Source organism: Oceaniradius stylonematis (assembly GCF_003149475.2).
Classification (GTDB): domain Bacteria; phylum Pseudomonadota; class Alphaproteobacteria; order Rhizobiales; family Rhizobiaceae; genus Roseitalea; species Roseitalea stylonematis.
Genome location: NZ_QFWV02000002.1, coordinates 184,720 through 211,502, shown reverse-complemented (window position 1 = coordinate 211,502; position 26,783 = coordinate 184,720). Strand labels below are relative to the sequence as shown.

24 protein-coding genes and 1 tRNA gene are annotated in these 26,783 nt (G+C 65.5%); 6 read left to right on the top strand and 19 right to left on the bottom strand.

All coding sequences use genetic code 11. The annotated features are described in order from the left end of the window. Positions 1–96: 96 nt before the first annotated feature. The 10 genes from DEM25_RS02475 to DEM25_RS02430 form a co-directional block, all read right to left on the bottom strand. Positions 97–585, bottom strand: coding sequence for a YbaK/EbsC family protein (locus tag DEM25_RS02475; protein WP_439650644.1), 489 nt, complete (start codon positions 583–585; stop codon positions 97–99). Continuing rightward, the gene (locus tag DEM25_RS02470; protein ID WP_109767127.1) at positions 582–797 is read right to left on the bottom strand and encodes a hypothetical protein; all 216 of its coding nucleotides are present in this window, start codon (positions 795–797) and stop codon (positions 582–584) included. Before DEM25_RS02470 ends, DEM25_RS02475 begins: the two co-directional genes overlap by 4 nt. Further along, a complete protein-coding gene (locus DEM25_RS02465; protein WP_109767128.1) occupies positions 794–1,621 on the bottom strand; it encodes an MBL fold metallo-hydrolase in 828 nt (275 codons plus the stop codon). The genes DEM25_RS02470 and DEM25_RS02465 overlap by 4 nt, the downstream gene beginning before the upstream one ends. Further along, positions 1,611–2,408, bottom strand: coding sequence for a TatD family hydrolase (locus tag DEM25_RS02460; protein WP_109767129.1), 798 nt, complete (start codon positions 2,406–2,408; stop codon positions 1,611–1,613). The genes DEM25_RS02465 and DEM25_RS02460 overlap by 11 nt, the downstream gene beginning before the upstream one ends. Next, positions 2,408–3,949: a methionine--tRNA ligase gene (metG, locus tag DEM25_RS02455; RefSeq protein WP_109767205.1), complete on the bottom strand. Its 1,542-nt coding sequence runs from the start codon at positions 3,947–3,949 to the stop codon at positions 2,408–2,410. Before metG ends, DEM25_RS02460 begins: the two co-directional genes overlap by 1 nt. Before the next feature lie 93 nt (positions 3,950–4,042). Continuing rightward, entirely contained in the window at positions 4,043–5,089 is a 1,047-nt protein-coding gene (locus DEM25_RS02450) for a DNA polymerase III subunit delta' (protein ID WP_109767130.1), read from the bottom strand. After that, on the bottom strand, positions 5,086–5,805 hold the full coding sequence (tmk, locus tag DEM25_RS02445) for a dTMP kinase (protein ID WP_109767131.1): 720 nt from the start codon (positions 5,803–5,805) through the stop codon (positions 5,086–5,088). Before tmk ends, DEM25_RS02450 begins: the two co-directional genes overlap by 4 nt. Beyond that, positions 5,790–6,917, bottom strand: coding sequence for a D-alanyl-D-alanine carboxypeptidase family protein (locus DEM25_RS02440; RefSeq protein ID WP_245412731.1), 1,128 nt, complete (start codon positions 6,915–6,917; stop codon positions 5,790–5,792). Before DEM25_RS02440 ends, tmk begins: the two co-directional genes overlap by 16 nt. A gap of 158 nt (positions 6,918–7,075) precedes the next feature. Next, the gene (locus tag DEM25_RS18470; RefSeq protein ID WP_439650643.1) at positions 7,076–8,026 is read right to left on the bottom strand and encodes a septal ring lytic transglycosylase RlpA family protein; all 951 of its coding nucleotides are present in this window, start codon (positions 8,024–8,026) and stop codon (positions 7,076–7,078) included. 142 nt (positions 8,027–8,168) lie between these two features. Next, positions 8,169–8,585, bottom strand: a complete 417-nt coding sequence (locus DEM25_RS02430) for a hypothetical protein (RefSeq protein WP_245412730.1) — start codon at positions 8,583–8,585, stop codon at positions 8,169–8,171. A 189-nt stretch (positions 8,586–8,774) separates the two neighbouring features. Here DEM25_RS02430 and DEM25_RS02425 point away from each other — a divergent pair. After that, a tRNA-Ser gene (locus DEM25_RS02425) sits at positions 8,775–8,864 on the top strand. Positions 8,865–9,442: 578 nt separating this feature from the next. Next, positions 9,443–10,450 carry a sodium-dependent bicarbonate transport family permease gene (locus tag DEM25_RS02415; RefSeq protein ID WP_109767207.1) on the top strand — a complete coding sequence of 336 codons (1,008 nt, stop codon included), beginning with the start codon at positions 9,443–9,445 and terminating at the stop codon, positions 10,448–10,450. A 16-nt stretch (positions 10,451–10,466) separates the two neighbouring features. On the opposite strand, the gene DEM25_RS02410 is transcribed toward DEM25_RS02415, so the two are convergent. Then, positions 10,467–10,781 carry a P-II family nitrogen regulator gene (locus DEM25_RS02410; RefSeq protein ID WP_109767135.1) on the bottom strand — a complete coding sequence of 105 codons (315 nt, stop codon included), beginning with the start codon at positions 10,779–10,781 and terminating at the stop codon, positions 10,467–10,469. A gap of 161 nt (positions 10,782–10,942) precedes the next feature. Here DEM25_RS02410 and DEM25_RS02405 point away from each other — a divergent pair, with 161 nt between their 5' ends. Then, entirely contained in the window at positions 10,943–12,178 is a 1,236-nt protein-coding gene (locus DEM25_RS02405; RefSeq protein ID WP_158585140.1) for a glycosyltransferase family 87 protein, read from the top strand. A gap of 59 nt (positions 12,179–12,237) precedes the next feature. Here DEM25_RS02405 and DEM25_RS02400 read toward each other — a convergent pair whose 3' ends face one another. From DEM25_RS02400 to DEM25_RS02385, 4 genes are all read right to left on the bottom strand, one after another. Further along, complete coding sequence (locus DEM25_RS02400; protein WP_109767137.1) at positions 12,238–13,308, bottom strand: BMP family ABC transporter substrate-binding protein; 1,071 nt, start codon at positions 13,306–13,308, stop codon at positions 12,238–12,240. A gap of 86 nt (positions 13,309–13,394) precedes the next feature. Further along, positions 13,395–14,321: an ABC transporter permease gene (locus DEM25_RS02395; RefSeq protein ID WP_109767138.1), complete on the bottom strand. Its 927-nt coding sequence runs from the start codon at positions 14,319–14,321 to the stop codon at positions 13,395–13,397. Further along, positions 14,318–15,415, bottom strand: a complete 1,098-nt coding sequence (locus DEM25_RS02390) for an ABC transporter permease (RefSeq protein ID WP_109767139.1) — start codon at positions 15,413–15,415, stop codon at positions 14,318–14,320. The genes DEM25_RS02395 and DEM25_RS02390 overlap by 4 nt, the downstream gene beginning before the upstream one ends. Continuing rightward, the gene (locus DEM25_RS02385; protein ID WP_109767208.1) at positions 15,412–16,998 is read right to left on the bottom strand and encodes an ABC transporter ATP-binding protein; all 1,587 of its coding nucleotides are present in this window, start codon (positions 16,996–16,998) and stop codon (positions 15,412–15,414) included. The genes DEM25_RS02390 and DEM25_RS02385 overlap by 4 nt, the downstream gene beginning before the upstream one ends. A 195-nt stretch (positions 16,999–17,193) precedes the next feature. Between DEM25_RS02385 and DEM25_RS02380 the strand changes: the two genes are divergently transcribed. Then, a complete protein-coding gene (locus DEM25_RS02380) occupies positions 17,194–18,429 on the top strand; it encodes a UbiH/UbiF family hydroxylase (protein ID WP_109767209.1) in 1,236 nt (411 codons plus the stop codon). Here DEM25_RS02380 and DEM25_RS02375 read toward each other — a convergent pair. Beyond that, complete coding sequence (locus DEM25_RS02375) at positions 18,404–19,369, bottom strand: AEC family transporter (RefSeq protein WP_109767140.1); 966 nt, start codon at positions 19,367–19,369, stop codon at positions 18,404–18,406. The two genes, DEM25_RS02380 and DEM25_RS02375, sit on opposite strands and share 26 nt — an antisense overlap. A gap of 136 nt (positions 19,370–19,505) precedes the next feature. Between DEM25_RS02375 and hspQ the strand changes: the two genes are divergently transcribed. Beyond that, positions 19,506–19,832 (top strand): heat shock protein HspQ, encoded by a 327-nt coding sequence (hspQ, locus tag DEM25_RS02370; RefSeq protein WP_109767141.1) that lies wholly within the window; start codon positions 19,506–19,508, stop codon positions 19,830–19,832. Between the two features lie 15 nt (positions 19,833–19,847). On the opposite strand, the gene DEM25_RS02365 is transcribed toward hspQ, so the two are convergent. Both DEM25_RS02365 and DEM25_RS02360 read right to left on the bottom strand, forming a co-directional pair. Next, positions 19,848–20,519, bottom strand: coding sequence for a DsbA family oxidoreductase (locus tag DEM25_RS02365; RefSeq protein ID WP_109767142.1), 672 nt, complete (start codon positions 20,517–20,519; stop codon positions 19,848–19,850). Positions 20,520–20,541: 22 nt separating this feature from the next. Next, positions 20,542–22,350, bottom strand: a complete 1,809-nt coding sequence (locus tag DEM25_RS02360; RefSeq protein ID WP_109767210.1) for an extracellular solute-binding protein — start codon at positions 22,348–22,350, stop codon at positions 20,542–20,544. 229 nt (positions 22,351–22,579) lie between these two features. On the opposite strand from DEM25_RS02360, the gene DEM25_RS02355 reads away from it, so the two are divergent. Next, positions 22,580–23,212 (top strand): invasion associated locus B family protein, encoded by a 633-nt coding sequence (locus DEM25_RS02355; RefSeq protein WP_109767143.1) that lies wholly within the window; start codon positions 22,580–22,582, stop codon positions 23,210–23,212. Positions 23,213–23,275: 63 nt separating this feature from the next. Here DEM25_RS02355 and mfd read toward each other — a convergent pair whose 3' ends face one another. After that, positions 23,276–26,782 (bottom strand): transcription-repair coupling factor, encoded by a 3,507-nt coding sequence (gene mfd / locus DEM25_RS02350; protein ID WP_109767144.1) that lies wholly within the window; start codon positions 26,780–26,782, stop codon positions 23,276–23,278. Position 26,783: the final 1 nt, after the last annotated feature.

Below are 26,783 nucleotides of genomic sequence, written 5' to 3'. Positions count from 1 at the left end.
CACCGAGGCGATGCCGGTCCGCCCGTCACCAGACCAACGCACACATTTGTCGCATAAGATGGATTATGGAACTGACAGGTGTGCCCGGATGGCGTTTCAGAGCTTGGGCACAACGTCGATCTTCTCGGCGTCAATGGCCTTGGCCAACGCATTCGGATCGACGCTGAAGACGCTGTCGGGCCTTCCGGCCGCCGCCCAGACCGTCTCATAGTCCAGAAGCGTCGTGTCCATATAGATCGGGATCGGCGCCAGATGGCCGATCGGTGCCAGGCCGCCGATGGCAAAGCCGGTCTCGTCGCGCACACGCCGGCCGTCACATCGCTTCAAAGTCAAGCCGTAACAATCTGAAATAAATTCCAAATCCACATTGTGACCGCCCGAGACCAGCAACAGGACAAGCGCGCCGTCGGCCGCGTTCTCGAAAACCAGCGACTTGACGATCTGGCCGACCTCGCAGCCGCAGGCGCGCGCCGCATCCTCTGCGGTGCGCGTGGATTGATCCATCACCTTGAGCTCGATTGAAAGCCCGAGTGCCGCCGCAGCGTCCGCGACACGCGCCATGGACGATCCTGGTTTGGGCGTCACGGCGTGTCGTCCTGATCCACGAAGATGCCGGCAATCTCGGAGGCTTGCAGCCGGTACGGCGAACCGCCGCCATACATCAGGTTGCCAACCAGATTGACGCCCGCCTGATCCCATTCGCTGTAGAACGCACCGATGAGCGTGTCGGCCTGGACCGGCTCGGCGGCAAGGCGAACCACGGCGCCGGATTTGAAGACGACCACGATTTGGGTCATGGCATTGTTCCTCCCGTTTCGATCACCAGCCCGTCATAGCACGGCTCGACGTGATCGGGCGTTTCGGCCAGCACCACGTCATAGTCCAGCGGAATGTGCATGTGCGTGAGGAATGCGCGCTTCGGCCTGATCCGGTCGATGACGTCCAGCGTCTGTGCCAGCGACAGATGGCTTGGGTGTTCGCGGTATTGCAGCGCGTCGACGATCAGCACGTCGAGATCGCGCATCTTGTCGAGCGTCGCGTCGGGAAAGGCCGACACGTCCGGGCAATAGGCCAGATCGCCGATGCGGAACCCCAGTGAGTGGATGGAACCGTGATGCTGGTACAGCGGCACGAAGGTGAGGGGGCCGCCCTGCCCTTGGACCGTGAACGGCGTTTCGTGGTCGATCCGGTGATCGATCAGGATCGGCGGATAGGCGCTGCCGTCCGGCGTTGCAAAGCAATAGCCGAACGCCTCGTGCAGCCGATGGGCCGTTGCCGCGTCGGCATGGATCGGCATCATCTGGCCCTGGGCGAACACGAAGGTCCGCACATCGTCGACGCCGTGAATGTGGTCCGCATGGGCGTGCGTATAGACGATGGCGTCGATCTGCCGGACATCAGCCATCAGCATCTGCGCATGGAAATCGGGGCCGGTATCGATGACGACGCTGGTCGTTCCCGATCGCCCGGCCCGCTCGACGAGGATCGACGCGCGCATGCGGCGGTTCTTCGGATTGTGCGGGTTGCATTTGCCCCAATCGCCGTTCGGGCGCGGCACGCCGGGCGACGAACCGCAGCCCAATATGGTCACGCGCACGGTGCAGCTCGCGTTACCCGTCATGGCGCGGCACCTTGGCAAACAGGCGATAGAAATTTTCGGTCGTCTGCGCGGCGAAAGTGTCGGCATCGTCGCCCAGATGATCGGCAAGGATCGCTGCCGTGTGCGCTACATAGGCCGGTTCGTTGCGCTGGCCGCGATGCGGCGGCGGCGCGAGATAAGGCGCGTCGGTTTCAACGAGGATCCGCTCACGCGGCAGGTCGCGGGCGATGTCGCGCAGTTCGACCGAGCGCTTGAACGCCGCAATGCCGGAAAACGAGACATAGCCGCCCAGCGCGACACCGGTTTCGGCAAGGGCGCGGCCCGACGAAAAGCAGTGCAGCACGAATGGAAACGCTCTCTTCCCTTCGGTCTCTTCGGTCAGGATCTTGGCCATGTCGTCATCTGCGTCGCGCGAATGGATCACCAGCGGCAGGCCGGTCTCCCGCGCCGCGGCGATATGGCGGCGGAAGCCTTCGGCCTGCGCCTCACGCGGGCTGTTGTCGTAGAAATAGTCGAGCCCCGCCTCGCCGATCGCGACGACCTTTTGGTGATCCGACAGCCGCACCAGATCGTCGGCGGTGACGTCCAGTTCCTTGTCGGCATGGTGCGGATGGGTGCCGACCGAGCAGAACACATCGTCATAGCGCTCGGCGATCGGCAGGATGCGCTCGGCAAACAGGTGCACTTTTGTCGAGATCGTCACCATGCGCACGAGTCCCGCCGCCCGCGCACGGTCGACGACGGCGTCCAGCTCCGGCGCGAACGTGTCGAAATCAAGATGGCAGTGGCTGTCGACGAGGGTCGGCATCAGGCGTCCTGCGCCTCGTCCTCCACATAGCGCGGAAACACGCCCTGCGGCTTGGGCAGTTCGGTGCCCGGCACCAGCCGCGCCTCGAAATCGGCAAATGTGCGCTTGCCGGCGGGCACCGCGACGAGATCGAGCAGCCTGGCCGACGCATCGGGCATGAACGGCTGCGTCATCAGCGCGATGCGCCGCACGGTTTCGGCCATCGTGTAGAGCACCGCCTTCATGCGTTCGGGATCGGTCTTGCGCAGCGTCCAGGGCGCCTGGGCGTCGATATAGCGGTCGGCCTCGGCAACGACGGCGAAGATCGCTTCGAGCGCCTTGTGGATCGCCTGTTCGGCCATTGCCGTGCGCGCGGTCTCCAGCGCCGGGCCGGTCGCCGCGATCAGCGCCTCATCGTCGTCCGTCAGTCCGCCATTGTCGGGCACCCTGCCCTCGCAGTTCTTGGCGATCATCGACAGCGAGCGCTGCGCCAGGTTGCCAATCCCGTTGGCGAGATCGGCATTGGTGCGCGCGACGATAGCCTCGTGGCTGTAGCTGCCGTCATTGCCGAACGGCACCTCGCGCATGAAGAAGTAGCGCACCTGGTCGAGCCCGTACCGGTCGCGCAGCTCGAACGGGTCGACCACATTGCCGACCGACTTGGACATCTTCTCACCGCGATTGTTCAGAAAGCCGTGCGCGAACACTCGTTCCGGCAGTTCCACGCCAGCCGACATCAGGAAAGCCGGCCAGTAGACGGCGTGGAAGCGGATGATGTCCTTGCCGATGATGTGCGTGGCGGGCCAATAGCGCCATTTGTCGGCACCGGTGTCGGGAAAGCCGGCCGCCGTGATGTAGTTGGTCAACGCGTCGACCCAGACATACATGACATGGGCATCGTTGCCGGGCACCGGAATGCCCCAATCGAAGGTGGTGCGCGAGATCGACAGATCCTTGAGGCCGGACTTGACGAAGGAGATCACCTCGTTGCGCCGCTCGTTTGGCGCGATGAAGCCGGGATTGTCCTCATAATGCTTGAGCAGCCGGTCGCCATAGGCCGACAGGCGGAAATAATAGCTCTCCTCCTCGACCCATTCCACTTCCGAGCCCAGCGGCTCGCGCCGCACGCCATCGTCGCCGATCTCGGTCTCGCTTTCGTCGAAATAGGCTTCCTGGCGCACCGAGTACCAGCCGCCATAGGTATCGAGGTAGATGTCGCCATTGGCTTCCATGCGGCGCCACAGTTCCTGGCAGGCGGCGGCATGACGCGGCTCGGTGGTGCGGATGAAATCGTCGTTGGAGCAGCCGAACTCCTCCACCATCGACCGGAACACCGCCGAGTTCTCGTCTGCCAGGGCGATCGGCGTGATGCCGCGCTCCTCGGCCGTGCGCTGCATCTTCTGGCCGTGTTCGTCCGTGCCGGTCAGGAAGAACACATCCTTGCCGTCGATCCGCTGGAAGCGCGCGAGCACATCGGTGGCGATCGCCGTATAGGCATGGCCGATATGCGGTACGCCATTGGGGTAGAAGATCGGCGTGGTGATGTAGAAAGTGTCGCTCATGGGCGCCGGCAACCACTTGTTCGCAAATCGGGAAAGCGTGGCGTGCATGTATCCGATTTCCGGCGCATTTCAAACCGCCGGAGCAACGGTTTTTCAGCGACCGGCGCCGCCCAGAACGTCGTGCATGCGCGCGCTGGCGACCAGCAGTTCCTGCTTGCGGTCGAGGCCGAACGCATCGGCCTCGGCGAAGCGCTGGGCCAGTTCGCGTTCGAAGGCAGCGAGCCGGTCGGCGCCGCGCAGATCGCCCGACAGCGCGGCGCTGCGCGCGCGGCTGCGGACGATGTCGACAGCCATTTCGCGCAGCAGCGCGTTGTGGGTGTCGTTGCCTTTGGCGCCTGCCACTTCGGCCAGCCTGTGCGCCAGCATCGTGTCGAAGCGCGGCGCGGCCAGCAGCTTTTCGAGGCTGTCGCGCAGTTCTGCTCCGCCGAAAAGCGCCAAAGTCAGTGCCAGGCGCGGACGACCGCCCGACAAAGCCGCCAGCCGGCCGGTATCCGATTCCGGGACGGCCCCCTGCCCGGCGAGCGTGATCACCTCTTCGACCTGGCTGTCTGGCAAGGGCGCAAACCGCACGATCTGGCAGCGCGAGCGAATGGTGGCAAGCAATCCGCCGCTGCCGTGTGATACAAGCAAAAACAAAGTGTTAAACGGTGGTTCCTCAAGTGTTTTGAGAAGGGCATTGGCCGCCCCGCGCGGCATGTCGCCGACCGGATCGACGATGACGATGCGCGGCCGATCGACGCTCGCGGTCATCGACAGGAAATGCTGGACGCGCCGCACCTCGTCGATGGTGATCGCGGTCTTGAAGCCGGTGCCGGTCGCAGCGCGCGGCCGGGTCAAATGAATGAGGTTGGGATGGGCGCCCTGCGCCACCTGCCGGACGCCCGGCGACGACGGGTTTGGCGCCGGCAGACGTTCGTCCAAGAGCGAAGCGCCATCCAGAAGCGCGTTCGCCAGATGGAATGCCGCCGTCGCCTTGCCGATCCCCTGTTCGCCGTCCAAGAGGATGGCATGGTGCCCCGAGCGCACGATGGACAGCATCTGCGCCACGGCCGTTTCATGACCCACAAGGCGTGTCGACGCGCTGGGCGGCGCGATCCCTTCCAGCGTGTCGTGATACTCCGGCGTCTGTTGATCGGTCATGAAACGTTTGCCCCACCGCTGTTGGCGGCGACGAGCGGCGCCACATGCGCCCAGATTGCCTCGCCGACGGTTTCCGGATCGCCAGCGGCATCGACGATGCGGCACCGGTCCGGTTCTGCCTCGGCGATGGCGCGAAACGCCTTGCGGCGTGCCTCGTGTACCGCGACCGTTTCCTTTTCGAACCGGTCCTGCGCCGTGTTCTCCGCACGCCGCGCATCGGCGCGCGCCAGCCCGGTTTCCGGGTCGAGGTCGAGAATGATGGTCAGGTCCGGCACCGTGCCGTGGATCGCCACGCGCTCGAGGGCGGCGACGAAGCCCGGATCGAGATCGCCGCTGACACCCTGATAGACTCGCGTTGAATCCATGAAGCGGTCGACCAGCACCGTTTCGCCGCGTGCAAGCGCCGGCCGGATCACCTGCTCCACATGGTCGCTGCGCGCGGCGGCAAACAGCAGCGCCTCGAGCGCAGGGCCGAAGCTTTCAAGCGCCGCCTCGTCCAGAAGCACATGCCGCACCGCCTCGGCGCCCGGTGTGCCGCCGGGCTCGCGCGAGACCCGCACGGCATGGCCGCGCTCTGCAAGGCGGTCGGCGAGCAGACGGATCTGGGTGGACTTGCCGACCCCCTCACCGCCTTCAAATGTGATGAAAAGGCCGTCATGGCCGTGCGCGCGGGCCTTGCGGCCGGTCTCCGGCACGGCGTTTAGAAGCGTATCCATCCGATCGCCATTTCGAGAAGCGCATCGAGCGCCTGCCGGTGGATGGGCCCTTTGCCGACGGCCTGCGCCGCTTCGAGTTCGGCCTCATGGGCCAGTTCGTCACCGAAATAGATGTGCAGCCTGGCGATCGGATCGCCCGCTTCGACCGGCGCCGGCACCGGGCCGTCGAAGACGATCTGCGCGCGCATCGTGTCCCGCCCCGTCAGCGGCATCAATATGGTCAGAGGTTTGGCGAGCCTGACCGGTGCTGTTGCCAGTTCGCCGCCATAAAGCCGGACATTTCCGATCTCCTCGCCGGCCTCGAACAGGCTGTGCGGCTCGAATGCCCTTATGCCCCAGTCGAGCATCTTGCGCGCTTCCTCGGCGCGCTGGCGCTCGGAGTCCAGCCCGCTCATCGCAACGATCATGCGTCGTCCCGAGCGCGCGACCGAACCGACGATCGCGTAGCCCGATGCCTCGGTGAAGCCGGTCTTCATCCCGTCGGCGCCGATGTCCATCCGCAGCAAGGGGTTGCGGTTGCGCTGGCGGATGCCGTTCCAGGTGAACTCGGTCTCGCTGTAGTAGCGGTAGAACTCGGGATAGGTGCGCTGCATGTGCTGTGTCAGCGTGACCAGATCCCGGATCGTCACGGTCTGTCCGTCGGCCGGCAGACCGGTCGAGTTGACGAAATTCGAGCCGGTCATGCCGATCGCCCGGGCCCGGTCGTTCATCAGTTGGGCGAACGCCTCTTCCGAACCGGCAATGCCCTCGGCGATGATAATGCAGCCATCGTTGGCCGACTGGACGATGACGCCGCGGATCAGATCCTCGAGCGCGATCTCCGAATTGAGTTCGGCGAACATGGTCGATGTGCCGGACACCGCGCCGCCGGTACGCCAGGCGTTTTCGCTGACCAGAAACCGGTCTTCCAGCGTCAGCCGGCCGGATTTGAGGGCGTGGAAGACCACTTCCATCGTCATCAGCTTGGCAAGCGAGGCGGGCGGGATGGGCGTATCGGTGTCCTTGGAGAATAGGATGGTGCCGGTGCCCACATCAAGGAGCATGGCGTGCCGGGCGGGCGTTTCATAGAGCTGGGCGCGCGCGGGTCCGGCCGAAAGCAATACGGCTGCCATCAGCAAGAGGACAATCGTGATCGCCGGCCTTCCGAAGGTGCCGCGCGGCAAAGAGCGCATAAAAATCAAACTCATCGGCAACGGGATGGTGTCGCGACGAACCTAGAGCGTCCAGCGTCTCATGGGAAGCGGCAAGCCGGCATGATCGCCGGAAAAACTCAGCGGGCTTTCCAGCCTTCGGTTGCCATTGGTGCCCAAGGCGCCGCGAATGCGGCCGCCACGCGCGCATCGGCATAGGCCGATGCATCGAGCCCGATCACCGGGCGTGCCGAGCGGCGCAGCAGCGATCCCGGCGCTTCCAGCGCCGGGGCAGCGGGACCGCCAAAGCGTTCGGCTGCGGGCTGCTGCCCGCTCGAGGCCAGCATCACGCCCGGCTGGCGCACGCCGGGCAGGTTGTGATCGCCGCCGCCGCGCGGCGTGCCCAGCGTCGGTGCACCGCGGAACGATGCGATCAGGAACTCATCGTCCTGTCCGTGCAACGGTGCCGGGCCGAGATACTCCACCTGGACGTTGGCGGTGCCCGCGGAGATGTAGTCAAGCATGTAGGCGGCACGCTTGGACAGGTCGATCACGCGGTTGTTGGAAAAAGGGCCGCGATCGTTGACCCGCACGACAACCGAGCGACCGTTGGCGCGGTTGGTCACCCGCGCATAGGACGGCAGCGGCATCGTCTTGTGCGCCGCCGTCAGGTGGTTCATGTCGTAGACTTCGCCGTTGGCGGTCTTGCGGCCGTGGAAGGCCTCGCCATACCACGACGCGCGGCCATGCTGGACGGCGGGCTGATTGGCGGTCGGAAAATAGCGCTGGCCGCGCACCGTGTAGGGTCGGCCGACCATCTGCCGGCCGCCGCCGCGCTGGATGCGCGTGCCCGAGGCGACGCGCGGGCTGGCCGCAACGCCATAGGCGGCGACGGAAAAGCTCTCTTCGCCGGAGGTCGCCGCATTTTGGGTGAAGACGGGCAGATTGGAAAGATTGACCACATCGCTGCTGGTGGCGACCACGCTCTCGGTGCCGCTGGTCAGCGCGACTTTCGGCGTCAGGTTCGAACCGCAGCCCGAAAGCGCAACGCCGACGGCGCCGAGTGCGCACAGACGCGCGAAACGTGTCAATGTGGATGTATTCCCCATAGGCAAAGGCGCTTACACCAAGCTGCTGCGCCTTGCCAGAGGGCGGCGGCGCGTAAAACGCCACCTTAGGTCATCTCGCTTATCGTTGTGTTAAATTGCGTGATGAACGGATCGTTGGCCGCGCTCAGCCCTCGATGCGTGCCCGGCCCGAATAGCCGTCGTCGCGGCGCCAGCGCAGCGTGGTCTCACCGGTCTTGCGCAAGGTAAAGCAACTCAGCTTGCCGCGATACCAGGTCGGGAACTGCTGGCAGAGCTGGTCGCCTTCCACAAACCAGCGCCCGGTCTCGCGCGGCGCGAAGTACTGGCCGAGACCGAGCGCGGTGCCGTCGCCGGTCACCTGGCCGTTACTCTTGTAATGCAAGGGAAATTCGCCGCCGAAAGGCGTGGCGAGATAGACGCGCTTGCCGTTGATCGTCTCCTTCAGAGCCTGACCGGAGAGCTGCTCGGCGGCAGCGGTTGCCGGCATTGCGGCAAAAACCGCCAGTGCGCCTGCGGCGATGGCGCGGGCGGCGGACATGCGGTTGAAGCGAGTACGGTTCATGGGCCAGTTCCCTCCTTTGAGCCTTTGCCGACAGATACGCTCCGGATCGGATTCCGGATCAGCTTTGCACACGGATAATTGCCGAGGCCGGACAAGGTTCCAACGACAAATGCCCGTTCGTCGCCCCGGTCCCGCCGCCCTGCCCGCGCCCTTGCGGGGCAGTTGGCGCTGTGCCATCTAACGGACGCCGGAGGGGTGGCAGAGTGGTCGATTGCGGCGGTCTTGAAAACCGTTGAGCGTGCGAGCGTTCCGTGGGTTCGAATCCCACCCCCTCCGCCATTGTTTCGCTCACGCCAAGCTCACTGCGTTCGCTGGCTCCGCGGGGGCGGCCTGACCGGCCGGCGCACGGTCGTGCGCTTGCGGAGACCGGTTCGAAGTTTCTCCCGAACTCTCCGCCATTATCCGCTGGCTGATTCACGTCCCCGGCTTCGCCTCGAACGATCAGGCCAGCATGGCTCCGGGTTCGAACTTCGTCCCTACCCGTCCGCCGTTTTTGCGGCGTATGCGCTGGCGGAGCCCGAACAGGCCGCCCAATTTCTGCGATCCGGCCACCCGCGCAACCGTCTTGGAACCCAAACGGGTCAGGAACGGCGGCGGCTGACAGCTGGCGCGGCCGCCCCTTTCGTCTGTGCGCAGCCCATACGCGGACGTTGGGCCGGCTTCACCGTCCGGTCAAGCGCGCTGCTGCCCGGGCCGGCCGCGATCCCGTCAGCGGCAAGATCGTGCGCGTCGTGCCCTGCCGGACGCGATAGCCGTTATCGCAACCGCCGCCGGCCATCCGGTTCTGCTTGACGCACCGGCATCGGCGGTCGATACGGATGCCGAATATCCGACTTTTGGCCAATATGAGGACGGCGATGGAACTGCTGGTTGATTTTCTGACGCGTTTCGTCACCCAGTTCCAAACGCCCGCTCTGGCCTTTCTCGTCGGCGGCATGGCGCTGGCCGCGTTTGGCAGCAAGCTCGAAATTCCCGATGCGATCTACAAGTTCGCCGTCTTCATGCTGCTGATGCGGATCGGCATCAATGGCGGCATGGAGATCCGTGAGGCGAATTTGATGGAGATGCTGCTGCCGGCGGTCTTTTCGGCCGTGCTCGGCTGCGGCATCGTGTTTCTGGGCCGCATCACGCTGGCCAATCTGCCCGGCGTCAAGGTCGAGGACGGCATTGCCACGGCCGGCCTTTTCGGCGCGGTCAGCGCGTCGACGCTGGCTGCCGCGATGGTGATCCTCGAAGAGGAAGGTGTCGTCTACGAGGCCTGGGTGCCGGCGCTCTATCCGTTCATGGACATCCCGGCGCTTGTGCTGGCCATCGTTCTGGCGAACATCTATCTGAACCGGAAGAAGGACGGCGCCAACACCAGGGTGAAGATCTGGCCGATCATCACGGAAAGCCTGCGCGGTTCGGCCCTTTCGGCGCTGCTGCTCGGTCTGGCGCTCGGCCTTCTCACCCGGCCCGACCGGGTCTTCGAGGGGTTTTACGATCCGCTGTTCCGCGGGCTGTTGTCGGTCTTGATGCTGATCATGGGGATGGAGGCCTATACGCGGCTCAACGAGTTGCGCAAGGTTGCCCACTGGTATGTCGTCTATGGCGTGGCCGCACCGCTCGTCCACGGGCTGATGGCGTTCGGCCTGGGCTACATCGCCCATCTCGTCACGGGGTTCAGCCCGGGCGGCGTGATCCTGCTGGCGGTGCTGGCCGGCTCCAGTTCGGATATATCGGGTCCGCCCACGCTGCGTGCCGCGATCCCGACCGCCAATCCGTCATCCTATATCGGATCGTCGACCAGCATCGGCACGCCGGTCGCGATCGCCGTGGGCATTCCGCTCTATATCGCGCTGGGACAGGCTGTCTTCGGGTTCTGAGGCTTCCGGCGGACGCTCAGAATTTGTGCGGCCGCAGGATCTCGACCTCTTCGAGATAGGTGATGCCCGAATAGTTGTCGAAGTAGCGCGCGGCGACCTTGTCGGCGATCTGTTCGGCCATGTCGCGGGTTGCCGTGATCACCTCGACCTTGACATTGGCGAAGGCATCGACGACCGCCGGGCGGCCGGACGAGCGCACGCCGCGGCTTCCCTTGCCGGCGGCCTGCACCATCGTGTAGCCGCTCGCGCCGGCCTCCTCGATGATCTTCGTCACGCCCTCGACGATGAGCTTTTCGGTGATGATGACGATCTTGGTCGCCTTGTGCGTCATGACGCGCCGTCTCCTCGCTGATCCCCGACTGGTAGCAGCCCCGCCGCGCAGGTCAAGCGGCGCCGGATCGGATGGAGCGCTTAACGCAATGTTCAACGCCGGCGCGCTATCTGGAGCCAACACCGGGCGGCGTCTGCCGCCACCGACCGAACGAGGGCATCATGGCCAACCTTTTCGCCGGCCTTCCGCTAGGCCTGTCGCAAGGCAGGTGGATCACGCGGGACCGGATGGTCGCCTATCCGGCGATGATGCTTGTGCTGACCGTTGCGGCCACCGTGTTCGTTCTTTGGAGCAATGGCGGCGTCATGCCCAATGGCGCCCCGTTCGGCACGGATTTCGTCTCCTACTGGGTCGCCGCCCGCGAGGCCCTCGCCGGCAACCCGCTCGTTCCCTATGACAGGGCTCTGTTCGAGCCCGCCCAGCGCGCGCTGTTCCCGGATGCGGGCTATTTCGCCTTCTTCTATCCGCCGCATTTTCTCGCCTACATGCTGCCGATTGGCGCGCTGCCCTTCTACGCCGCACTTGGCGCATGGATGGCCGTCAGCTTCGGGGCCTGCCTCTGGGTCCTGAGCCGCATTTCCGGCAATGCGGTTCAGACGCTGGTTCTGGCACTGGCTTTTCCGGCGGCGTTCCTGACCATCGCGCATGGCCAGAACGCGTTCCTGAGCGCGGCCCTGTTCGGCGGCGGGCTGGCCCTTTTGCCAAAACGGCCGGTTCTGGCCGGCATCCTGTTCGGTCTGTTGACGTACAAGCCGCAGCTGGGCCTCCTCATCCCGCTTGCGCTGCTCGCCGCTGGCCAGTGGCGGGCGATCGCGGCCGCCGGCGCCACGCTCGGCTTGCTCGTTGCCGGTTCCGCGCTCTTGCTGGGTCCGCAGGTGTGGATTGCGTTTCTCGCCCAAAGCGATCAGGCGATGGAAGCGCTGACGCTCGGGCTGGTGGGATGGCAGAAGATGATCTCCGCCTATGCCGGATTGCGGCTGTCCGGCGTGCCCGACGGCGCGGCCATGGCCGCCCACGCCGCGCTGGCGATTGCGGTCGCTGCCTCCATCGTCTGGGCGTGGCTGCCGCAAAACGGCATCGCGCATGAGACCAAAGCCGCGCTGCTTCTGACGGGCGCACTGATCGCCACGCCGTTCGGGCTCAACTACGATCTTTATCTGCTGGCGCCGGCACTGGCGTTTGTTGCCGCACGCGGTCTCGCCGCCGGCTTTCTGCCGTATGAAAAGACGGTGATGGCAATCGCCTTCGCCGCGCCGTTCCTGCTGCTCGTTGCGATGAGTGCGCGGTTCCCGATGGCGCCCGTGCTCGTGCTGGCCGTCTTTGCGCTCGCACTGCGGCGCGCTTGGTGCGAACACGCCGATCACGCGCCGGAAAGCGCCATTCAGCCCGCCGAATGAAAAGGCGCCCGGGGCGGAAACCCCGGGCGCCCTGATCGAAGGTGTCGGCGCCTGCGCGCTTATTCGGGCAGCTGGTCGTCGACGCCCTGAACGTAGAAATTCATGCCCAGAAGCGCGCCGATGTCGGCCGTCTCGCCCTCGGCCAGCCATTCGGTGCCGTCCTGCTTGGTGATCGGACCGGTGAACGGCTCGAGCACGCCGACCGTGATCGCCGTTGCGGTCTTCTTGGCCATGGCGGCGACCTCATAGGGCATGTTCCAGTAGGGCGCCATCGCCACATGGCCCTCGGCCATGCCGTCCCACACATCGTGGCTCTCCCAGGTGCCGTCCAGCACCGCCTGCACGCGCTCGACATAATACGGGCCCCAATCGTCGATGATCGAGGTGAGCTGGGTCTGCTCGCCGAAGGCGTACATGTCGGACGCCTGGCCGAACGCCTTGATGCCGCGCTCCTCGGCCACCTGCATGGGCGCGGTGGAATCGGTGTGCTGGGTGAGAATGTCGACGCCCTGGTCGATCAGCGCCTTGGCGGCGTCGGCTTCCTTGCCGGGATCGAACCAGGTGTTCACCCAGACCACCTTCAGCGAAAAGTCCGGATTGACCGACTGCGCGCCCAGGATGAACGAGTTGATGCCGCGCACCACTTCGGGGATCGGGAACGAGGCGATGTAGCCGGCGACGCCGGTCTCCGACACGCTGGCCGCGATCTGGCCCTGCACGTAGCGGCCCTGATAGAACTTCGAATTGTAGGTCGCAACGTTCGGCGACTCGCGTTTGTAGCCGGTCGCGTGTTCGAACTTCACGTCCGGGAACCTGGCCGCCACCTTGTTGGTCGCGTCCATATAGCCGAACGACGTCGTGAAGATGATGTCGCAGCCCGACCGTGCGAAACGCTCGATCGCGCGCTCGGCGTCGGCGCCTTCCGCCACGCTTTCGAGATAGGCGGTCTCGACCCGGTCGCCGAACGCCTTTTCCACGTCGAGCAGACCCTGGTGGTGCTGATAGGACCAGCCATAGTCGCCGATCGGCCCGACATAGATGAAGCACGCCTTGGCGTCGGCAGCCTGCGCCGCGCCGGTGATGGCCACGGCCGCTGCCGCCGCCAGAAGTGATGTTGCAAGTTTCTTCATGATCGCCTTTCCCCGAAACTCTCGATTGCCCAAACTCTTAGACGCGCTGTCGCGCGATCCCGCCCGTGATCGGCTTGTTGTTGTTGCTAGCGGTCCGGAACAAAGGGCTTGCCCAGCGACGCTGGCGTATTTCGCATCGTCATCCGTCTGTTGGATGAAATCAAGACAAGAACGACAATCGTCGCCAGATAGGGCAGCGCCGACAGCAATTGTGAGGGTATGGCGACGCCCTGCGCCTGCGCGTGGAACTGGGCGATGGTGACCGCGCCGAACAGATAGGCGCCGATGACGACCCGCAGCGGCAGCCATGAGGCGAAGACGACGAGCGCCAGCGCGATCCAGCCGCGGCCCGCCGTCATGTTCTCCACCCATTGCGGAATGTAGACCAGCGACAGGTGCGCGCCGGCCAGCCCGGCGCAGGCGCCGCCGAACATCACCGCCAGATAACGCACGCGCAGCACATTGATGCCCAGCGCATGGGCGGACCCATGGCTGTCGCCGACCGCGCGCAGGGTCAGGCCGGCGCGGGTGCGGAAGATGAACCACCAGACGCCGACCGCCAGACCGATGGACAGATAGAAGATCGGGTCCTGTCCGAACAGGAGCCGTCCGATCAGCGGAATATCGACGAGGAAAGGCACGTTGACGGCCTCGAGACGGACGCCCGGCAGGCCGACGAACTGTTCGCCGATCATGCCGGCAACGCCCAGCCCCAGAAGGGTCAGGGACAATCCGGTCGCCACCTGGTTGGTGGCCAGCGACAAAGTCAGGACGGCAAAGGGCAGCGAGAACAGCGCGCCGCAGATAATTGCCGCCAGAACGCCGGCCCAGGGCGAGCCGGTGATCTGCGCGGCGCCGAAGCCGGTGACCGCGCCGATGATCATCATGCCCTCGACGCCGAGATTGAGAACGCCGGAGCGTTCGACCACCAGTTCACCCATCGCCGCGATCAGAAGCGGCGTTGCGGCCGTGACGACCGTCAGGAGTATCGCCTGGATTACATCGGGACTCATCGTGCGGGCTCCGGTGCGGCGGCGGGTTGCGGGCGGACGATGCGGATGCGGTAGCGGATCAGCGTGTCGCAGGCGAGCACCGAGAACAGCAGCACGCCCTGGAACACATTGGCCACCTTGTCGGAGACGCCGAGCGATATCTGGGCCGCCTCGCCGCCCAGATATGAGAGCGCCAGGATCAGCCCGGCGGCGACGATGCCGAGCGGGTTGAGACGTCCCAGGAACGCCACGATGATCGCCGTGAAGCCATAGCCGGGCGAGATGGCGGGGCGCAATTGGCCGATCGCGCCGGACACTTCGATGATGCCCGCCAGCCCGGCAAGCGCGCCGGAAACGATGAAGGCAAAAAAGACCATGCGCTTGGCCGAAAAGCCGGCAAACCGCCCTGCCCTCGGGCTTTCGCCAAGCACCCGGATCTCATAGCCCTTGAGCGTGCGCGAAAGCATGAACCAGACGATCAGCGCGGCGAGGATCGCGAAAACGAAGCCGTAATGTGCGCGCCCCGAGGCGGAGAGCATTTCCGGCAGGATGGCATCGGCATGGAAGGAGCGGGTTTCGGGGAAGTTGAAGCCTTCGGGATTTCGCCAAGGCCCGCGCACCAGCCAGTCGAGGAACAGTTCGGCGACATAGACCAGCATCAGCGAGGACAGGATCTCGTTGGTGCCGAACCGCGCCTTGAGGAATGCCGGGACCGTCGCCCAGGCCGCGCCGCCCGCCATCCCCATGACCAGCATCAGCGGCAGCACCATCGGCCCGGTGATGCCCGGATAGAGCACCGGCATGACCGATCCGGCGATCGCGCCCATGATGAACTGGCCTTCGGCGCCGATGTTCCAGTTGTTGGACAGGAAGCAGACCGAAAGCCCGACCGCGATGAGGATCAGCGGCGTCGCCTTGATGATCAGCTCGTGGATCGACCACACCTCGGTGAGCGGTTCGATGAAATAGGCATGGAGCCCGCCGATCGGCGACTTGCCCAGCATGGCGAACATGATGCCGCCGATCAGCGCGGTGATCAGCACGGCGATGAACGGCGACAGCACGCTGAACAGCGCCGAATGCTGCGGCCGGCGGACGAGTTCGATCCGCGTCATGCAGCGACCCCGTGATGCTTTTCGGGTTCGGCGCCGCCCATCAAAAGGCCGAGTTGCTCGCGGGTCACCGTGCGCGCATCGAGCGGCTCGGACATTTCGCCGTTGTGGATGACCGAGATCCGGTCGCACATTTCCAGCAGTTCATCGAGGTCCTGGCTGATGACCAGCGCGCCGGCGCCGGCGGTCGCCGCATCCATCAGTGCCTGGCGGATGCGTGCCGCGGCGCCCGCATCGACGCCCCAAGTGGGCTGATTGACGATGAAAAGCCGCGGCCGCCGGTCGAATTCGCGGCCCAGGATCAGCTTTTGCAGATTGCCGCCCGACAGCGTTCCCGCGTCGGGGTTCTCGCCGGACTTGCGCACATCCATCGCATCGACCACGCGGGCGAGCGTCCGCCCCAGCGCCGAGCGGCGCAACATGCCCAGCCGCCCGCCGGACTGGTAGGCGCTGGCGTCCGATGCGTGCCGGCTCAAAAGGATATTCTCGGTCAGCGGCATGGTGGCGACGGCGGCATGGCCGAACCGCTCTTCGGGGGCGAACGCCGCGCCCAGCCGCCGGCGTCCGTTCGGACCGAGCCGCCCGGCCGGCGCGCCGCCGATGGTGACGGCGTTGGGATTGTCCTGGAGCTGTTCGCCCGACAAGGCCTCGAACAGTTCCGACTGGCCGTTGCCGGCAACGCCCGCAATGCCGAACACTTCGCCCGCATGGACGTTCATGTGGATTGCGCGCAGCGGCGTCGAGAACGGACCGAGCGGCGGCTGATCGAGATTGCGCACACCGAGCACGACATCGCGCCCGGCTTCGCCGTCGGCCGGCGCGTCATGGGTCCGGCGAACCGCCTGCACCTCCTCGCCGACCATCATGGCCGCAAGGCTCTTGGCGGTTTCGGCGCGCGGATCGCAATGGGCGACCACCTTGCCGTGGCGCAGCACGGTCGCCCGATCACAAAGCCGTTTCACCTCGTCGAGCTTGTGCGAAATGTAGAGGATCGACTTTCCCTCGGCCTTGAGCTTGTCGAGCGTCTCGAACAGCCGTTCCGCTTCCTGCGGCGTCAGCACCGATGTCGGCTCGTCGAGGATGATCAGGCTCGGTTCCTGCAAAAGGCAGCGGATGATCTCCACCCGCTGGCGCTCGCCAACGGACAGATCGCCGGCCAGCGCCTCGGGGTTGAGCGTCAGGCCGTAGACCTCGCCCAGCCGGCGCGCCTCGTCCGCCACCGTCGACAGCGGCACATCGTCCTCCAGAGACAGGGCGATGTTCTCGGCGACGGTCAGCGAGTCAAACAGCGAAAAATGCTGGAAAACCATGCCGATGCCAAGATGTCTTGCAGCGGAAGGATTGGCGATCGAAACCTGTTCGCCGTTCCAGACAATCCGTCCGCCGTCGGGCATCAGCGACCCGAACAGCATCTTCACCAGCGTCGACTTGCCGGCGCCGTTCTCGCCCAGAAGCGCGTGGATTTCGCCCGCTAGAATGTCGAAATCGACCGCATCGTTGGCGACGAGATCGCCAAACCGCTTGGTGATGCCCTCGACCGCCAGAAGCGGCGTCGGACCGGGTTTTTCGGACGCGCTGGCGGTCATCGGCACCGGTCAATCTGTTGCGCAACACTTTGAGCGTATGCGCCGACCGCGCCGCTGTGCAACGCAAAACGTCTCGCTTGCCGGCTTTTCTCCCCACAATGTCGTGTTGCGTGCCGACGACCGTGCGGCAATTGGCGGCTGGACAGCACGGGAACCGCGCGCCAAATGGATGGCAATGAAATAGAGGCGTTCGCCATGACCAAACCCGCCGACATCGTCATTTCCGGCGCCGGGCCGACCGGCATGGCAGCCGCGCTCGAGGCCGCCGCCTGCGGCTACCGCACCGTGCTCGCCGCGCCGTCGGGTACATTTCTCGACGATGATTCCCGCACCACGGCGCTGATGCAGCCGGCAATACACATGCTGCGCGACTATGGCATCTTCAGCGACTGCGAAGAGGCGGCTGCGCCGCTCAAGGTGCTGCGCATGGTCGATGCGACCGGACGCCTGTTTCGCGCGCCGACGGTCAGTTTCCGCGCGGCCGAGGCCGGCTATGAGGAGTTCGGCTTCAACATTCCCAACCAGGCGCTGAACACGGCGCTGGAAAAGGCCGTCAAGGCGCATGATCTGATCGAAACGGTCGACGCGATGGTGTCGGCGGTCGCCTTCAACGATGATGCGGCGTTCGTCACGCTCTCCAATGGCGATACCTACGAAACCCGGCTTGTGGTCGGAGCCGACGGCGTTCATTCGCTGGTCCGGCAGGCCGCCGATATCGGCCAGCGCTCTTGGAGCTATCCGCAGACCGCGCTCGTTGCCGCCTTCGACCATGAGCGCCACCACGAGTTCATCTCGACCGAGTTCCACACGCAGGAAGGCCCGTTCACGCAGGTTCCCCTGCCCGGAAACCGGTCGAGCCTTGTCTGGGTGATGCGGCCCGAGCGGGTCGAAACAGTCATGGCGATGGAGCCCGATGCGCTGGCGCGCGCGATCGAGGACAATCTGCAATCGACGCTGGGCAAGGTCTCCAACGTGACGAAACCTCAAGGCTGGCCGCTGTCGAGCCTCGTCGCCCACACGTTCGGCAAGGCGCGCGTCATGCTGATCGGGCAGGCCGCGCATGCCTTCCCGCCAATCGGGGCGCAGGGCCTCAATCTGGGCTTTCGCGATGTCGCCGATCTGGCCGCCGTTCTGGCCAAGGCGGGCGAAGACCCCGGCGCGGCGGCGGTGGCGCGGCGCTACGACATGCGCCGCCGCGCCGATGTCTACATGCGTACCGGCGGCGTCGATGTGCTCAACCGGTCGCTCCTGACCGACTTCCTGCCGGTGCAGATGGGCCGTGCGGCCTTCCTGTCCGTGCTGCGCAACATCAGCCCTTTGCGCGGCCTGGTGATGCGCGAGGGGATCGAGCCGGGCGGCGGGCTGAAAGCCATGGCAGGCCCGTTCCGGGGCAAAGACGCCGATGTCAGAACAGATCGGGCGGCAGGATAGAATTGGTCATCAGGTAGAGCAGCAGCGTGACGGTGGCGACCGAGCCCACCGTGGTCAGCAGCACCATGGCCGAGGCGCGCTCGACCCACACACCATATTGCTGGGCGATGACGAAGACGTTGGTGGCGCTCGGCAGCGCCGCCAGCAGCATGGCCGAGTAGACCCAGACCGGCGGAAAATCGCCGATATACGAGACCAGCACATAGGCGATGACCGGATGCACGATCAGCTTGATCGGCACGATGAACGCGGTCTCCGCGGGGATGCGCCGGAGCGGGCGCAACGCCAGCGTGACGCCCATGGCGAACAGCGCACAGGGTGCGGCCGCGCCGGCCAGATAGTCGAGCAGCGTCTGCGCGGCCGCCGGCGGGCGGAAGCCGGCAATGGCGGCGGTGATCCCGACAATCGTCGCCAGGATGAACGGGTGCAGCAGGATGCGCCTTGCGACATCGAGCGCCAGCTTCCACGCCGGCGGACGGTCCGGCGAATCGTCGGCCAGCGCCATCATCAGCGGCGCGATGACGAAGTGCAGCGTGTTGTCGAAGCAGAACACCAGCGCGACCGGCACGACGGCCGCTTCGCCGAACGCCAGAAGCGCCAGCCCCGGCCCCATATAGCCGATGTTGCCGTAGGCGCCGGCGAGCCCCATCACCGTGCTCTCGTCCACCCGGCCGCGCGTGCGGAAAATCCCGATGACGAACATCAGCGCGAAGACGGCGAATGTGGACAGCGTGGTGCCGACGATGAACCGCCACTGGGTCAGTTCCTCGACCGGTGTTTTGGCCAGTAGATTGAAGAACAGCGCCGGTAGCGCGACATAGATGATGAACGTGTTCATCCAGCCCAGCGCTTCGAGCGGCTGGCGCGTCACGCGGGCGGTCACGAACCCCAGGGCAATCAGCCCGAAGAACGGCAGGACCAGGCCGAAGACGCTTGCCATGAACTCCCCACGAAGGCCGCACGACAGCACACCCGCCGCTGCCCATGGCGTACCGGCTTGGCGCCGGACCGGTCAAGGCCTTGAAACGACCCGATTATCGCATCAAATTAGGGCCATGAGATATTCTGATGCAAAAATGGTCAGCGCGCGGTTCGGGATCGGCGACATCGTCCGGCACCGCATGTTCCCGTTTCGCGGGGTGATCTTCGACATCGACCCCGAATTCGACAACACCGAGGAATGGTACGAGGCGATCCCGGCGGAGATCCGGCCGCGCCGCGACCAGCCCTTCTATCACCTGCTCGCCGAGAACGAGGACACCGAATATGTGGCCTATGTCTCCGAGCAGAACCTGTTGCCGGACGAGACGGGCGAGCCGGTGCGGCACCCCCAGGTCGGCGACATGTTCGACTGGAGCGCCGACCACGGGCGCTATGTCGTGCGCGACGTGATGGCCCACTAAGCGAACGCGCCGCCCTCAGTTCGGCTGCGCTTCCTGCGCGGTCTGGCGCATGGCCATGAACAGCGTTTCGGGATCGTGCGCGCCGGTCACCGCGACGCGCCTGCCGAAGATGAAGCATGGCACGCCCGTGACGCCGATCTGCGCGGCGCGGGCGGCTTCGGCTTGCGTTTCGGCCGCATCCCGGTCGCTTTCGAGCCATTGGCGCACCTCGGTGCCATCCATCCCCGCTTCGCCGGCGGCCTCCACCAGAACGCCATGATCGCCGACATTTTCGCCATGCAGGAAGAAGCGGGCGAACAATTGCTCGACGACAGCCGCTTGCATGGTCGGGCTGGCATCGCCGGCCCAACGGACGACACGGTGCGCGTCGAGCGTGTTGGGCGAAATGGCAATGGCGTCGAAATTGAAGTCGATCCCCTCGCCCGCCCCGGCCGCCTCGATCCGGCTGTAGATCTCCTGCGCCCGCTCCGGCCCGCCGAACTTGTTTTCAAGATAGGTCTTGCGGTCCATGCCGCCGGGCGGAATGGTCGCGTCAAGCTGATAGGGCCGCCAATGGACCGTCAGATCGAACTCGCCCTCGGCCATCTCGGCTGCGCGCTCCAGCCGGCGCTTGCCGATGAAGCACCAGGGGCACATCACGTCGGAAATCACATCGACGCTCATCGGTTTGGGCATATCGGCCATCATGGTCCTTTCGCGGTCTGTCGGCTCATTCGGTCCTGGTCGACCACCAAACGGGCAACTGGTAGCCATAGAGCGGCGGTTCGGGCGGATGTTCGATATGGCTCCAGTGCGCAACCCAGTCCTCGCCCAGATGATAGAGCGGCACCACATAGTGGCCTGAGATGAGCACGCGATCGAGCGCCCGCACGGCAGCGGCGAAGTCCTCGCGTTCGCGCGCATCGACCATGGCCGCGATCATCGCGTCTATCGCCGGATCGGCGGCGCCCGCATAGTTGAAGGTGCCTTCCGGATCGCGCGATTCCGAGCCCCAGCGCCACACCTGCTCGCCGCCCGGCGACAGCGACGCCGACAGGCTGCCGGCCACCATGTCGTAATCCCAGGTCTGGCGGCGCTGCTGGAACTGGGCGTCATCGACGCCGCGCACGGCGATATCGACGCCGATCAGCCCGGCGGTCGTCTGGTAGGACAGCGCCATGCGCTCGATCTCGTTCTGCGAGGCGCCCGGCACGGTCCCCAGAAGGATCTCGAAGGACAGCGGTTCGCCGTCCCTGACCATCCGGCCGTCCTCGATCGCATAGCCCGCCTGTCCTAGCTTCTGGACGACCTGTCGCAGAACGTTGCGGTCGCGGCCCGAACCGTCGGTCACCACCGGCGCATAGCTGCCGTCCATCACCGAGGGTTGGACGGCGTCCGGGAACGGGGCGAGCAGCGCCTGTTCACGCTCATCGGCCGGCCGGCCCAGCGCCGACAGTTCGTCCGAGTTCTGCCAGAACGAGCCGGTGCGCGTGTAGCGCCCTGAAAAAAGGTTGGCATTGACCCATTCGAAATCGAACAACATGGCCAGCGCCTCGCGCACCCGGGCCTCGGCGAACACCTCGCGGCGCGTGTTGAAGAAGAAGCCCAGCATGCGCTGGGGTCGGCCGGTGCCGAACGTCTGCTTGACGATGCGCCCGTCGGTCACAGCCGGGAAATCATAGGCCGTTTCCCACTTGATCGGATCGCTTTCGGGATAGATGTCGAAAACGCCCTTCTTGAACGCCTCGAACCGCGCCGTCGTGTCGCGAAAATACTCGACCGTGATCTGCTCGTAATTGTCGAAGCCCCGCTTGGCGGGGATGTTCCGGCCCCAATAGTCGGGGTTGCGGCGATAGGCGATGCGGGCGCCCGGCTCGACGCTTTCGACCAGATACGGCCCGCTGCCGACGGGCGGGTCCAGCGTCGCCCCCTCGAAATTATCGACATTGGTGGCGTGGGCCGGCAGGACCGGCGTCAAGGCCAGCAACAGCGGAAACTCTCGATCGGCCTGATCGTTGAGATGGAACTTGACCGAGCGCTCGCCCGTCTTTTCGATGCGCTCGATGCGCGCCATGCGCCGGTTGAAGGGCGGACGGCCTTTCTCGGTCAATATGTCGTAGGTGAAGATCACGTCTTCCGGTGTCACCGGCACACCGTCCGACCAGCGCGCGTCCGCGTTCAGCGTGAACTCGACCCATGTCCGCTCATCGTCGGTCTCGATCGTTTCGGCGAGCAGGCCGTACATGGTGAAAGGCTCGTCGCGCGAGCGCACCATGAGCGACTCAAACACCAGATTGCCGAATTCGGGGTCCCAGATGCCGCGCGCGGTGGTCCGCATCGATTTGAGAACGAACGGGTTGAGGCTGTCGAACGTGCCGACGACGCCATAGGTGACCGAGCCGTCCTGCGGCGCGTCGGGATTGGCATAGGGGAAATGGGTGTAGCCGGCCGGCAATGCCGGTTCGCCATGCATGGCGATCCCGTGCATCGGTTCGGCCCTGGCAGCGGTCGCAGCAAAGGCGAGCGCGGCGGCGATCATGATCAGGCGTATCACGGGACGTTTCTCTCCCTTGGGCGATTCCGACCGATGTTAGCATGCGGATCGAACGTTTATACAGCGGGCACGAAGGGCGCAGCGGGGGTGGAAACCGGCGCCAAGACTGTGTATCAGGCGCCACGCGACGGGCGTCACGGTGCGGCCTCATTTCAGGGTCAGGGCTGCGGCCAGCCTTCTCGAAGACATCAAGCGACAAAGGACAATCATCACGATGGGATCGAAATCCGCATCTCTGGCAGCGGCGTTCGGGGCGCTCGCGCTGACCGCGATGGCCGGCCAGGCCCAGGCGCAGAACGCGCCGCCCCAGAACCAGTGGTTCAAGGTCTGCACCAAGCAGGCCGACAACGACATCTGCAACGTGCAGAATGTGCGCACGGCGCAGACCGGTCAGCTTCTGACGGCAGTCAACCTCATCCAGATCACCGGCAAACAGAACCGCGCGCTGTTCCAGATCGCCGTTCCGACCGGCCGCGTCATTCCCGCCGGCATCGGCATGCAGATCGACGACGGCGAAACCCGCCGCATCCCCTATTCGATCTGCCTGCCCGACCGCTGCATCGCCGAAACGCCGCTGACCGAGGAATTGGTCGCCGCGCTGAAGGCCGGCGGCGGCATGACGCTGACCACCGTGAACTTCCAGAACCAGCCCAACCCGATCGAGGTGACGCTGCAGGGCTTTACGGCGGCTTTCGATGGCGACCCGATCCAGCAGTCCGAGGTCGAGGAACGCCAGCAGCAGCTGCAGGCCGAGATCGAGCGGCGGCGCGAGGAGTTCCAGGAGCGGCTGAAGGCCGAGCAGGAACGCGCCAAGGAAGAAGGCGCGACGGAAGGCACAACCGAGTAAGCCGCGTCCGCATCCGAACGACGATCGAGCCGCCGGTGCCATGCGCCGGCGGTTTTTCGTTGGTCAGGCGGCGGCCTTGTGCGCTTTGGCCAGGTTGGCGAGCTTGGTCATCAGCACCGCAGCGCCCGCGAGCCTTTTTTCCGGCGTCGGCCAGTTGCGCGAGAACACGACGGACTGGTCCGGCCTGATCTTCGCCAGCGCGCCCTGCTCGGCAATCCACTGGACGAGCCCCGCCGGATCGGCGAATTGCTGGCCGCGGAACTGGACGACCGCACCCTTGGGGCCGGCATCGAGCTTTTCGACGTTGGCCTGCCGGCACAGCGCCTTGATGTAGACGATCTTCAGCAGGTGCTCGACTTCCTCGGGCAGCGGGCCGAACCGGTCGATCAGTTCGGCGCCGAACCCGTCGATCTCCTCGACGCTCTCGAATCCACCGAGCCGGCGATAGAGCGACAGGCGCAGCGACAGGTCCGGCACATAGCTCTCCGGGATCATCACCGGTGTGCCGACGGTGATCTGCGGCGACCATTCGCCATGGTCCGCATCGTCCTCGCCCTTGAGTTCGGCGACCGCTTCCTCGAGCATTTGCTGATAAAGCTCGAAGCCCACTTCCCTGATGTGGCCCGACTGTTCCTCGCCCAGAAGATTGCCGGCGCCGCGGATGTCGAGATCGTGGCTGGCAAGCTGGAATCCGGCGCCGAGCGTGTCGAGCGATTGCAGCACTTTCAGGCGCCGTTCGGCGGTCTTGGTCAGCGGCTTGTTGGCCGGCAGCGTGAAAAGCGCATAGGCGCGCAGCTTCGACCGTCCGACGCGGCCGCGCAACTGGTAGAGCTGGGCCAGGCCGAACATGTCCGCCCGGTGCACGACGAGGGTGTTGGCGGACGGGATGTCCAGCCCGCTTTCGACGATCGTCGTCGACAGGAGCACATCGTACGAGCCGTCGTAGAAGGCATTCATGATGTCTTCGAGTTCGCCAGGCGCCATCTGGCCGTGCGCGACGGCGACCTTCAGTTCGGGCACGTTCTCGTCGAGATAGGCCTTGACGTCGCCAAGGTCGGAGATGCGCGGCACGACGTAAAAGCTCTGGCCGCCGCGATAGCGCTCACGCAGCAGCGTCTCGCGGATCACCAGCGGGTCGAACGGGGCGATGAACGTGCGCACCGCGAGGCGATCCACCGGCGCGGTGGTGATCAGCGACAGTTCGCGCACGCCCGTCAGCGCCAGTTGCAGCGTGCGCGGGATCGGCGTTGCCGACAGCGTCAGCACGTGCACGTCCGATTTGAGCTCCTTGAGCCGTTCCTTGTGCTTGACGCCGAAATGCTGCTCCTCGTCGATGATCAGAAGGCCGAGCTGCTTGAAGCGGATGCCCTGACCCAGAAGCGCGTGCGTGCCTATGACGATATCGACGCTGCCATCGGCGATGCCTTTCTTGGCGTCGGCCAGCGCCTTGGGGCCGGCCAGCCGCGAGGCATGGGCGAGATTGACGGGAAGCCCGGCAAAGCGATCGGAGAAAGATTTGAAATGCTGTCGCGCCAGAAGCGTCGTCGGCACGACCACGGCGACCTGAAGACCGTTCATGGCGGCAAGGAACGCGGCGCGCAGCGCCACCTCGGTCTTGCCGAAGCCGACATCGCCGCAGATCAGCCGGTCCATCGGCCGGCCTTTTGCCAGATCGTCCTCGACCGAATCGATCGCCGTGAGCTGATCCTCGGTCTCGTCATAAGGGAAACGGGCGGCGAACTCGTCGTAGATGCCCTCGGGCGCGCGCAGTTCGGGCGCCGAGCGCATCTGCCGGGCGGCGGCGATGGCGATCAGATCGCCCGCCATGTCGAGCAACCGCTTTTTGAGCCTGGCCTTGCGCGCCTGCCATGCGCCGCCGCCGAGCCGGTCGAGCTGCGCTTCGGCGCTGTCGGAGCCGTAGCGCGACAAAAGCTCGATGTTTTCGACCGGCAGGAACAGCCGGTCGTCGCCGTGATAGCGGATTTCCAGACAATCATGCGGCGCGCCGGCGGCCTCGATCGTCTTCAGGCCGGCAAAGCGCCCGATGCCGTGATCGACATGGACGACCAGATCGTCCGGGTTGAGGGCGGCGACCTCGGAGATGAAGTCGGCACCGCGTTTTTTCGAGCGCCGCCGCACCAGCCGGTCGCCCAGAATGTCCTGCTCGCCGATGACGAGCGTCTTCGACCATTCGAAACCGTGTTCGATGTTCAGGATCGCCGTGGCGACGACGTTCTGCGGCGCGCGCGCCAGTGCCGCGGCGTCCGGCGCGATGCCGGAAAAGCCCTCGAGGCCGTGTTCCTCGAGGATCTGGACGAGCCGCGTGAGCGAACCCTCCGACCAGCCGGCGAGCACGACCCTTTGGCCGTCGCCACGCGCATCGGCAATGAACCGCGCCGCGATCTCAAAGACGTTGACGTCCTTTTGCGCGCGTTCGGCGGAAAAGTTGCGCCCGGCGCGGCCATCGAGTGCGATGATCGCGGTGCCGGCGCTTTCGGGCCGGTCGAACGGGGACAGATGCACCGCCGTCCGCGCCGCCAGCATCGCGTCGAACCCGGCCTTGTCGAGATACAGGAGCTCCGGCGCGACGGGCTTGTAGGGCGCAGCTTCCCCCATCGCCTTGCCTTCGAGCTGGTCGGTGCGCGCCTTGTAATATTCGTCGATCTGGTCGGCCCGCTCGGCGACGGCGTTCATGGCCAGCGGCTCGATTACCACCGGCGCGTCCGGCAGAGCATCGAACAGCGTCTCAAGCCGTTCGGCGAAGAAGGGCAGCCAGTGCTCCATGCCGGCAAACCGCGTCTGCGCGACGATCGAGGCGTAAAGCGCGTCGTCCCTCGCCGGCGCTCCGAAGGTTTCGATGTAGCGCGTGCGAAACCGCGTTACCGAGGCCGCATCGAGCACGACTTCGCTCATCGGCTGCAGGCTGAACGCCTTGCGCTGGTCCGTGGTGCGCTGGGTCGCGGGGTCGAATCCGCGCACCGTCTCCAGCGTGTCGCCGAAGAAATCGAGCCGCACCGGCCCTTCCGAGCCCGGCGCGAACACGTCGAGAATGCCGCCGCGCACGGCATACTCGCCGACTTCGCGCACCGTCGGCACGCGCAAGAAGCCGTTGCCGGTGAGCGTGCCGACCAGTTGCTCCATCGCAATCACTTGACCGGGGCGCACATCGATGGCCTGCGCGGCGATGGTTTCGGGCGGCAGCACACGCTGGAGGACCGCGTTGGCGCTGGTCAGCACGATCGCCCGGCGCGGATTGGCGGCGAGCGCGGCAATGCGTGTCAGCGCCGCAAGGCGCTGCGCGGTGACCTCGGCGCTCGGCGAGACGCGGTCATAGGGCAGACAGTCCCAGGCCGGAAGCTGGATGATGTCGAGCCCTGGCGCTGCAAACGACAGCACCTGCGCGATATCGGCCATGCGGCCCGCATCGCGCGCGATATGGATCAAGGGCGCGTCACTCTGGCCGGCAAGCCCGGCCAGCACAAAGCCTTCCATGCCGTCGGCGACACCGGTCAGGGCGACCTGACCCGCATCGGACGGCACGTGCGGGATGTCGAAGAGCGGATCGGCCATT

What these genes read in the sequence shown, in the direction of transcription:
- DEM25_RS02470 (WP_109767127.1), bottom strand. Translation starts at nt 797, where the DNA reads ATGACCCAAATCGTGGTCGTCTTCAAATCCGGCGCCGTGGTTCGCCTT.
- DEM25_RS02465 (WP_109767128.1), bottom strand. Translation starts at nt 1,621, where the DNA reads ATGACGGGTAACGCGAGCTGCACCGTGCGCGTGACCATATTGGGCTGC.
- DEM25_RS02460 (WP_109767129.1), bottom strand. Translation starts at nt 2,408, where the DNA reads ATGCCGACCCTCGTCGACAGCCACTGCCATCTTGATTTCGACACGTTC.
- metG (WP_109767205.1), bottom strand. Translation starts at nt 3,949, where the DNA reads ATGAGCGACACTTTCTACATCACCACGCCGATCTTCTACCCCAATGGC.
- DEM25_RS02450 (WP_109767130.1), bottom strand. Translation starts at nt 5,089, where the DNA reads ATGACCGATCAACAGACGCCGGAGTATCACGACACGCTGGAAGGGATC.
- tmk (WP_109767131.1), bottom strand. Translation starts at nt 5,805, where the DNA reads ATGGATACGCTTCTAAACGCCGTGCCGGAGACCGGCCGCAAGGCCCGC.
- DEM25_RS02440 (WP_245412731.1), bottom strand. Translation starts at nt 6,917, where the DNA reads ATGGCAGCCGTATTGCTTTCGGCCGGACCCGCGCGCGCCCAGCTCTAT.
- DEM25_RS02430 (WP_245412730.1), bottom strand. Translation starts at nt 8,585, where the DNA reads ATGAACCGTACTCGCTTCAACCGCATGTCCGCCGCCCGCGCCATCGCC.
- DEM25_RS02415 (WP_109767207.1), top strand. Translation starts at nt 9,443, where the DNA reads ATGGAACTGCTGGTTGATTTTCTGACGCGTTTCGTCACCCAGTTCCAA.
- DEM25_RS02410 (WP_109767135.1), bottom strand. Translation starts at nt 10,781, where the DNA reads ATGACGCACAAGGCGACCAAGATCGTCATCATCACCGAAAAGCTCATC.
- DEM25_RS02405 (WP_158585140.1), top strand. Translation starts at nt 10,943, where the DNA reads ATGGCCAACCTTTTCGCCGGCCTTCCGCTAGGCCTGTCGCAAGGCAGG.
- DEM25_RS02400 (WP_109767137.1), bottom strand. Translation starts at nt 13,308, where the DNA reads ATGAAGAAACTTGCAACATCACTTCTGGCGGCGGCAGCGGCCGTGGCC.
- DEM25_RS02395 (WP_109767138.1), bottom strand. Translation starts at nt 14,321, where the DNA reads ATGAGTCCCGATGTAATCCAGGCGATACTCCTGACGGTCGTCACGGCC.
- DEM25_RS02390 (WP_109767139.1), bottom strand. Translation starts at nt 15,415, where the DNA reads ATGACGCGGATCGAACTCGTCCGCCGGCCGCAGCATTCGGCGCTGTTC.
- DEM25_RS02385 (WP_109767208.1), bottom strand. Translation starts at nt 16,998, where the DNA reads ATGACCGCCAGCGCGTCCGAAAAACCCGGTCCGACGCCGCTTCTGGCG.
- DEM25_RS02380 (WP_109767209.1), top strand. Translation starts at nt 17,194, where the DNA reads ATGACCAAACCCGCCGACATCGTCATTTCCGGCGCCGGGCCGACCGGC.
- DEM25_RS02375 (WP_109767140.1), bottom strand. Translation starts at nt 19,369, where the DNA reads ATGGCAAGCGTCTTCGGCCTGGTCCTGCCGTTCTTCGGGCTGATTGCC.
- hspQ (WP_109767141.1), top strand. Translation starts at nt 19,506, where the DNA reads ATGGTCAGCGCGCGGTTCGGGATCGGCGACATCGTCCGGCACCGCATG.
- DEM25_RS02365 (WP_109767142.1), bottom strand. Translation starts at nt 20,519, where the DNA reads ATGATGGCCGATATGCCCAAACCGATGAGCGTCGATGTGATTTCCGAC.
- DEM25_RS02360 (WP_109767210.1), bottom strand. Translation starts at nt 22,350, where the DNA reads ATGATCGCCGCCGCGCTCGCCTTTGCTGCGACCGCTGCCAGGGCCGAA.
- DEM25_RS02355 (WP_109767143.1), top strand. Translation starts at nt 22,580, where the DNA reads ATGGGATCGAAATCCGCATCTCTGGCAGCGGCGTTCGGGGCGCTCGCG.
- mfd (WP_109767144.1), bottom strand. Translation starts at nt 26,782, where the DNA reads ATGGCCGATCCGCTCTTCGACATCCCGCACGTGCCGTCCGATGCGGGT.